Origin of the sequence: Planktothrix sp. FACHB-1355 (genome assembly GCF_014748295.1) — a bacterium.
In the GTDB taxonomy this organism is placed as follows: Bacteria; Cyanobacteriota; Cyanobacteriia; order Cyanobacteriales; family Aerosakkonemataceae; genus Aerosakkonema; species Aerosakkonema funiforme_A.
The window spans coordinates 1-6,159 of sequence record NZ_JACJUP010000307.1 but is presented as its reverse complement, the minus strand read 5'-3'; the positions used below and the strand labels follow the sequence as shown (position 1 = coordinate 6,159).

The 6,159-nt window shown below is 45.6% G+C and carries 7 protein-coding genes and 1 tRNA gene; 3 read left to right on the top strand and 5 right to left on the bottom strand.

All coding sequences use genetic code 11. The features are described 5' to 3' along the window. Positions 1–121 precede the first annotated feature (121 nt). From H6S82_RS14525 to H6S82_RS34035, 3 genes are all read right to left on the bottom strand, one after another. On the bottom strand, positions 122–730 hold the full coding sequence (locus H6S82_RS14525) for an NYN domain-containing protein (protein WP_190465949.1): 609 nt from the start codon (positions 728–730) through the stop codon (positions 122–124). 72 nt (positions 731–802) lie between these two features. Then, the gene (gene metG / locus H6S82_RS14520; RefSeq protein ID WP_190465951.1) at positions 803–2,422 is read right to left on the bottom strand and encodes a methionine--tRNA ligase; all 1,620 of its coding nucleotides are present in this window, start codon (positions 2,420–2,422) and stop codon (positions 803–805) included. A gap of 223 nt (positions 2,423–2,645) precedes the next feature. Then, complete coding sequence (locus H6S82_RS34035) at positions 2,646–2,774, bottom strand: hypothetical protein (protein WP_255512242.1); 129 nt, start codon at positions 2,772–2,774, stop codon at positions 2,646–2,648. A 27-nt stretch (positions 2,775–2,801) separates the two neighbouring features. Here H6S82_RS34035 and H6S82_RS14515 point away from each other — a divergent pair, with 27 nt between their 5' ends. The 3 genes from H6S82_RS14515 to H6S82_RS14505 all read left to right on the top strand — a co-directional run bounded on the left by H6S82_RS14515 (position 2,802) and on the right by H6S82_RS14505 (position 4,422). Continuing rightward, the gene (locus H6S82_RS14515; RefSeq protein WP_242056952.1) at positions 2,802–3,422 is read left to right on the top strand and encodes a lysophospholipid acyltransferase family protein; all 621 of its coding nucleotides are present in this window, start codon (positions 2,802–2,804) and stop codon (positions 3,420–3,422) included. A 45-nt stretch (positions 3,423–3,467) separates the two neighbouring features. Then, the gene (locus H6S82_RS14510; protein ID WP_322111930.1) at positions 3,468–4,292 is read left to right on the top strand and encodes an alpha/beta hydrolase; all 825 of its coding nucleotides are present in this window, start codon (positions 3,468–3,470) and stop codon (positions 4,290–4,292) included. A 58-nt stretch (positions 4,293–4,350) separates the two neighbouring features. After that, positions 4,351–4,422 (top strand) — tRNA-Lys (locus tag H6S82_RS14505). A 134-nt stretch (positions 4,423–4,556) separates the two neighbouring features. Here the strand turns inward: H6S82_RS14505 and H6S82_RS14500 are convergent. Both H6S82_RS14500 and H6S82_RS14495 read right to left on the bottom strand, forming a co-directional pair. Further along, the gene (locus tag H6S82_RS14500) at positions 4,557–5,366 is read right to left on the bottom strand and encodes a DUF928 domain-containing protein (protein WP_190465957.1); all 810 of its coding nucleotides are present in this window, start codon (positions 5,364–5,366) and stop codon (positions 4,557–4,559) included. Between the two features lie 269 nt (positions 5,367–5,635). Continuing rightward, positions 5,636–6,159, bottom strand: a 524-nt coding sequence (locus tag H6S82_RS14495; protein ID WP_191056352.1) for a uracil-DNA glycosylase family protein, incomplete at its 5' end; no start/stop codon positions are given.

Below are 6,159 nucleotides of genomic sequence, written 5' to 3'. Positions count from 1 at the left end.
GGCAGCAAAAAAACGAGTTTGAGCGGGACAATTTTGCCACGATTATTTTTATTCAAATTTGCCCCCTTAACAATTAAAAATTAAAAATCCAGAAAGCAGCTTTTAATTTTTAATTATTCGCTTATTCGTCATCTTTGGGATCGTCCAGCAAACCTATACCAGAAAACGGACGGTATGTATAGCCTTGTCGTGGAGTTTTTTGGATATCTTCCTTGATATTTTCCAGGTCGATATAACGGTCTGCCACATTGATCAAACTGTCGCTGGTCATGGAACGGAGACTCACTACTTCTACCCGAACGCCCCGATAACTAACTGCATCGACTGCGTATGCCAGATCGCCATCTCCGCTTACCAAAACAGCTGTGTCGTAGGAACCGACTAAGGCCATCATATCTACAGCTATTTCCACATCGAGGTTAGCTTTTTTAGAACCATCCGGCAATTGTACGAGGTCTTTGGCAATTACTCGGTAGCCGTTGCGGCGCATCCACAGTAGAAAACCCTGCTGCTTTTCGTTAGTGCGATCGACTCCAGTATAAAAGAACGATCGCAGCAGTCGAGAGCCAGCAGTTAATCGACAAAGCAATTTGGTGTAGTCGATTTCAATTCCCAGTTGCAGGGCTGCATAAAACAAATTCGAGCCATCAATAAAAATAGCAACGCGACCGCGATTTTCTAGAACTTGTTCTGGCGTGAATAGCGAATCTCTTTCCAAATTATTCAACATGGTTGTTATGCCTCTTTTGTTATCAAATCAAAATTGATGCTATCTTTTAATATTTTTAGCATCCCTAATAGCTTATTTGTCTTCTGACGAACCGGTTTCCAGTAACTCCAGTTTCTGAAAGACGGGTCGGGGTTCGCCTAAAGTCTGACTACTAGGTAGTGTTCCCCAATTAGCATGGATGTTGAAAGGTGCTGAAACATTAATTTGTGTTTTGTCATTAAAGTTCGTATCAAAGCCCAATTGCCGATAAATTTCGTTGCTGATATTGGGGATAATCGGTGACAAGAGATAGGCAGCCAATCGTACTGATTCTAAAACAGCGTACAGTACTTGTTCTACAAGTACCTGTTTTCCCTGCTTGTACAGTGTCCAAGGAGCCTGTTCGTCAATGTATTTGTTGCCGGCGCGAATCAATGTAAGAATCGCTTCAGTTGCTTGGGTGAAAGCGAGGGCTTCGTAGGCTTGGGCGACTCTTTCTCCCAAGTCGCTGCCAATAACTTTGAGGGTATTATCTGCGGGGATATCTTGACCGCTGATATTCGGTACTTTGCCACCCCAGTACTTACGTGCCATGTTCAGCGTGCGATTGAGCAAGTTGCCCAAGTCGTTTGCCAGGTCGGCATTGAGTATGGGAATAAATCTTTCTTTTTCGTTAAAATCGCCATCCCGCCCAAATTCAATTTCTTTCATAAAGTAGTAGCGCACAGCATCTGTACCGTAGCGCTTGACTAAGGCAACGGGATCGATCGTATTACCAAGCGTTTTACTCATTTTTTGTCCGTCTACGGTAATAAAACCATGCCCAAACACTCGGTATGGAATTGGCAGACCGGCTGATAGCAACATGGCAGGCCAATAAACGGCGTGGAAGCGTAAAATATCTTTGCCAATCAAATGTAAGTCGATCGGCCACCATTTTGATAAGGCATTCTCTAAGGTAGGTTCGCTATCCGGATCGAGTAGAGCGGTAACATAACCGAGCAGAGCATCAAACCAAACGTATATTGTTTGGCTGGGGTCAACTGGCACCGGGAAGCCCCACTGCACGTTTACTCGCGAAATCGAGAAGTCTTGCAGTCCTTGGTTGACAAAGTTGAGAACTTCGTTACGGCGGCTTTGTGGCTGAATAAAATCGGGTCTTTCTTGATACAGGGCTTCGAGTTGGCTTTGGTACTTGGAGAGCCGGAAGAAATAGTTCTGCTCGTCTCGCCATTCTACCTCTTTGTTTGGGTGCAAGGCACAACGCCTTCCTTCCAGGAGTTCGCGTTCTTCTTTAAATTCTTCGCAGGAAACGCAGTACCAACCTTTTTGTTGGCTCTGGTAGATATCGCCTTTGTCCCAGACGTCCTGAAAAAATTGTTTGACAATAGCTTCGTGTTTTGGGGCTGTGGTACGGCTGAACCGATCGTACTGAATATCGAGCTGTTGCCAAAGTGCTTGAAAGCCAACGGCAATTTCGTCACAGTGTTCTTTAGGCGATTTCCCCCGACTTTCTGCTGTACGTTCAATTTTCTGCCCGTGTTCGTCAGTTCCTGTAATCAGCAACACGGATTTTCCGCGTAGCCTTTGAAACCGAGCGATCGCATCTGCGGCGATCGTAGTATAAGCACTTCCTATGTGAGGTAAGTCGTTTACGTAGTACAGCGGTGTTGTAACAGCAAATGTGTTTTTATTTTTATCGATAGAATTCATGGAATGACACAAAGTAATTCTCTAAAACTGTTTCTAATCATACATGAGGGGTTTGAATACCTCATTTTATTTATTTATTTTATATAAGTTATTAAAAAACTTAATACCGCGATATTGCGGTTAAAATTCATTTTTTCACCGCTATTCAATATAAAACCTGCTTACACGATCGAGGTAGAGGCGTCTCTACCCTGGGATATTTGTCGCTGCTATTACATTAAAGTTAACAATTATTAAGAAGAATGTCTTCCGTATTGCCATTGATGTTGCTTTCTCCATGTATTCCGAGAGTCCACTGAAGATTTCGCAGTCGTTCCTTGCTGCTACTGGTACGCGGCTGTTTCTCCACCATGAGGATCGTATTCCTCGAACCGGACCGATGCTGCTGGTGAGCAATCATCGCAGCTTTATGGATGCACCGGTGCTGATGGCATCTGTGGGGCGTACAATTCGTTTTGCTTGTCATCATTACATGGGGGAAGTACCGGTGATGCGGGAAATTGTGACAAGCTTAGGGTGCTTTCCCTTAAAAGAATCCGGACTCAGACAGCAGCATTTCTTCGATCGGGCGATCGAGCTTTTACAAACTCAGCAGGTAGTGGGAGTGTTTCCGGAAGGGGCGCAACCTATGGTCAAGTTTAGCCCGCCGGATAAATTAGGGAAGTTTCAAAGGGGATTCGCACATTTGGCTTTGCGAGCTGCGGTGCCGGATTTGGTAATATTGCCAGTGACGATCGCTTCGATTGAGGAATCGGTAAGTTCAGCCGTTCCTCTCAAGCTACTGAGCTTATTTGACCCTTCAGAACCGTTATTCGCTCAACCGGGTTGGCATCCTTTGGTAGTATATCGCCGAGTTAACGTTCTCATCGGTCATCCTTCTTGGATAAGCGCTTCCCAACGGGAATACTATCAAGGCAAACAGGCAAAAGCAGTCGTTGCTGAGATTACGCATTACTGTCAAACTGAAATTGCCGAACTGCTCCGTCGGGGCTGTTATTGAATTATTTGTATAACGATGCTACAGATAAAAAGTCACCCTTGCTTTTTGACGCCTAAACCACTTAAGCCAGATTGCCCCCTATTTGTATTTCTGCCAGGAATGGATGGTACGGGTCAACTGTTTCGATCGCAAACTGCTGGTTTGGAAACTGGCTTCGATATACGCTGTTTGGCGATCCCAGCCAATGACTTGACAAACTGGGATGTTCTGGCCGATAAAGTTGTGGGGCTGATCGAAGCAGAAATAAAGCAAGATCCCCAGCGATCGGTTTATTTGTGCGGCGAGTCGTTTGGTGGTTGCTTGGCAATTAAAGTTGCGCTGCGAGCTCCTCAACTATTTGAACGCCTGATTTTAGTCAACCCAGCTTCTTCTATAAGTCGTCGCCCTTGGATATATTTGGGCATCTCTTTGACTAAGATCGTGCCTGAGAGCTTTTATCAGTTTGGTTCATTGGTAGGTTTGTCGGTTTTAGCGGCTTTGGCAAGAATTGCGCCTGAAGACCGTCAAGCCCTCATGGAAGCTGTCCAAATGGTACCTCAGAAAACGGCTGTGTGGCGACTATCTCTGCTCAAAGATTTTGATGTTGAGAATATCGAGTTACATCGCATCGGTCAACCGGTGCTGATTGTTGCGGGTGCGTCCGATCGCCTGCTACCCTCTGTAACTGAAGCCGAATGCTTAGCGGAAAGCTTACCCAATGCGGAAATCGTGGTTCTACCCGAAAGCGGTCACGCTTGTTTGCTGGAGAAGGATGTCAATCTCTACGAAATTATGAAAGCCCGCAAGTTCTTACCCTCTCAGAGTAAGCGTTCCCACACTTTAGCACGGTCAAAAAATTCAAAAAGTGAGCTTGTCAGTTCACCGACTTAAAAAATTTTAGGCGAGCCCTGCATAAATATTGTTGAATTTGTTATGATAGCAATTCGGAGGGCGACTAGCTCAATGGTAGAGCAGCGGACTCTTAATCCGGTGGTTCAGGGTTCGAGCCCCTGGTCGCCCATCAGACAAAATCCCTGAAATCAAATTCTAGCAAGGACTTCAGGGATTTTGCTTTTAGGTGTTGGGCGATCGCAAGTTCGACGTTTTGAAGCGCCTTGACGCGCCGTTGACGCGCCAAATTTTAAAGTTTATTCGCTAAGGCGATGCAGTTGTGGTTGCGGCTTTACAGCAATCGACCAAAGGCTCTTTGGCGATTTGCTCCAGGCCGACTGATTTTAACAGTTCTTCCCAGGAAGTTGCTACGGCTGAATTATTGGGATCGGTGCGGCGCAGTTCGGCTATAGTGCTGAGCGCCTCGTACCAAATACCATTTTTGGCATATAATGCTAGGCGATCGCGCTCTTGTGGGGCTTCCTTGAGCTGTTGGGCTAAAGTTGGACTGGGGTCAGTTAGTTCCATCCAACCTTCCACAAAAGGATCGTTAATTTGGTCTGTAGAATTACACCTGAGCACCAAATACCATTTATAATTCTTGCCTTTCTCTAAAGACGGTCTATTTGCTCCTTGAAAAGGGCTTAAGCTCACAATACCAGGTGTGCCAGTAATAGGAAAAGTTTGTCTGTAAATATCTGTATCCCGGTCATCCTTGAGAACAAATTCTGCGGTACTTGCAGAAGTTGTAGGAATATAAAAGAAGATTTTTGGATTAGCTGTTACTGTTAGCCCGAATTTATCGGTTGGCATCAATGCAGTTAAACGCAGAGACGTATCCCCATCATTTTGGCATTGTTCGCCCCGCGATGCCCCTCCGGCGGTGCTAGTAGGTGCGCCTCTATTTGGAGCCTGAAATGCCTGAGATATCTCCCAACTGCCAGGTATCCTTTGAGCGGAGGTTTGTCTTTGCTGTGCCTGTACTTTGGCTGGGAAGCGAGGGATGATAGCCAATCCCAGAGATACCGCCAATGAAAGCGTTGCCAGATGTAGGACGGATTTTTTTGAACCCATATAAATACCTGCTTGTGCAATAAGGGCTAGTAATTATATCAGCTTAGCTGTTAAAAATTCCAAAAGCGAGACTGTATTACTTTTGGGAGATGACAATTTAGCACTGAGGCTAGATGTAAAGCTATTAATCTGAGTATACCCATATCCAAGACTTAAGCATCCCCATCGGTGTTCCTAATGACACATATATGAGAGCTTCAGAGGGGAGCGGGAGAGCTAAAAGTCAAAAGTCAAAAGTCAAAATTCCGCTTCCCTCTTCCCCCGACGCCCTAATCCCTAATTTCGGCTAGGCGCTGCTGAAGCATTTGGGGAAATTGGGCGTAATATTGTTGGTTGAGCGGAGAAGGGTGAGGTAGGGGCATCAGCGTCACAACACGTTGATGCAGATTGCCTTGATTATCTTTTGCTTGGAGGGTAACTTGCAAACTGGCCGTGTAGCGATCGCTACCTTCAAAAAATTCCGCCGCCACGCCTTTGGCAGCATAGGGAAAAAACCATTTAAAAGCTTCGTTCCCCAACGTGATAATTTGATTTCCTTGCCAGTGAAATACGAGCAAACGTTCTAGAAAAGGACGAAATCGTTTTTTCACACCTTCTGAGTAAGCTTTGTTCCCTGGTGGTTTGTAAGGAACGGTGTTGGTGAAGAGAACGCGATCGAGAACGGTTTGCAAATCTCGATCGTCGCTTGGCTCTTTACCGTACATAGAGCGGTAGAGACCCAGCCGGACAAGCTTGCCAGCAGCGCCGTAAAGCGGTTGACGGGCAAATACTTCATCTTTGCCTAAATCTCGCG

Coding starts and splice junctions, on each gene's coding strand:
- H6S82_RS14515 (WP_242056952.1), top strand. CDS start 2,802: ATGCTGCTGGTGAGCAATCATCGCAGCTTTATGGATGCACCGGTGCTG.
- H6S82_RS14525 (WP_190465949.1), bottom strand. CDS start 730: ATGTTGAATAATTTGGAAAGAGATTCGCTATTCACGCCAGAACAAGTT.
- metG (WP_190465951.1), bottom strand. CDS start 2,422: ATGAATTCTATCGATAAAAATAAAAACACATTTGCTGTTACAACACCG.
- H6S82_RS14500 (WP_190465957.1), bottom strand. CDS start 5,366: ATGGGTTCAAAAAAATCCGTCCTACATCTGGCAACGCTTTCATTGGCG.
- H6S82_RS34035 (WP_255512242.1), bottom strand. CDS start 2,774: ATGGTGGAGAAACAGCCGCGTACCAGTAGCAGCAAGGAACGACTGCGA.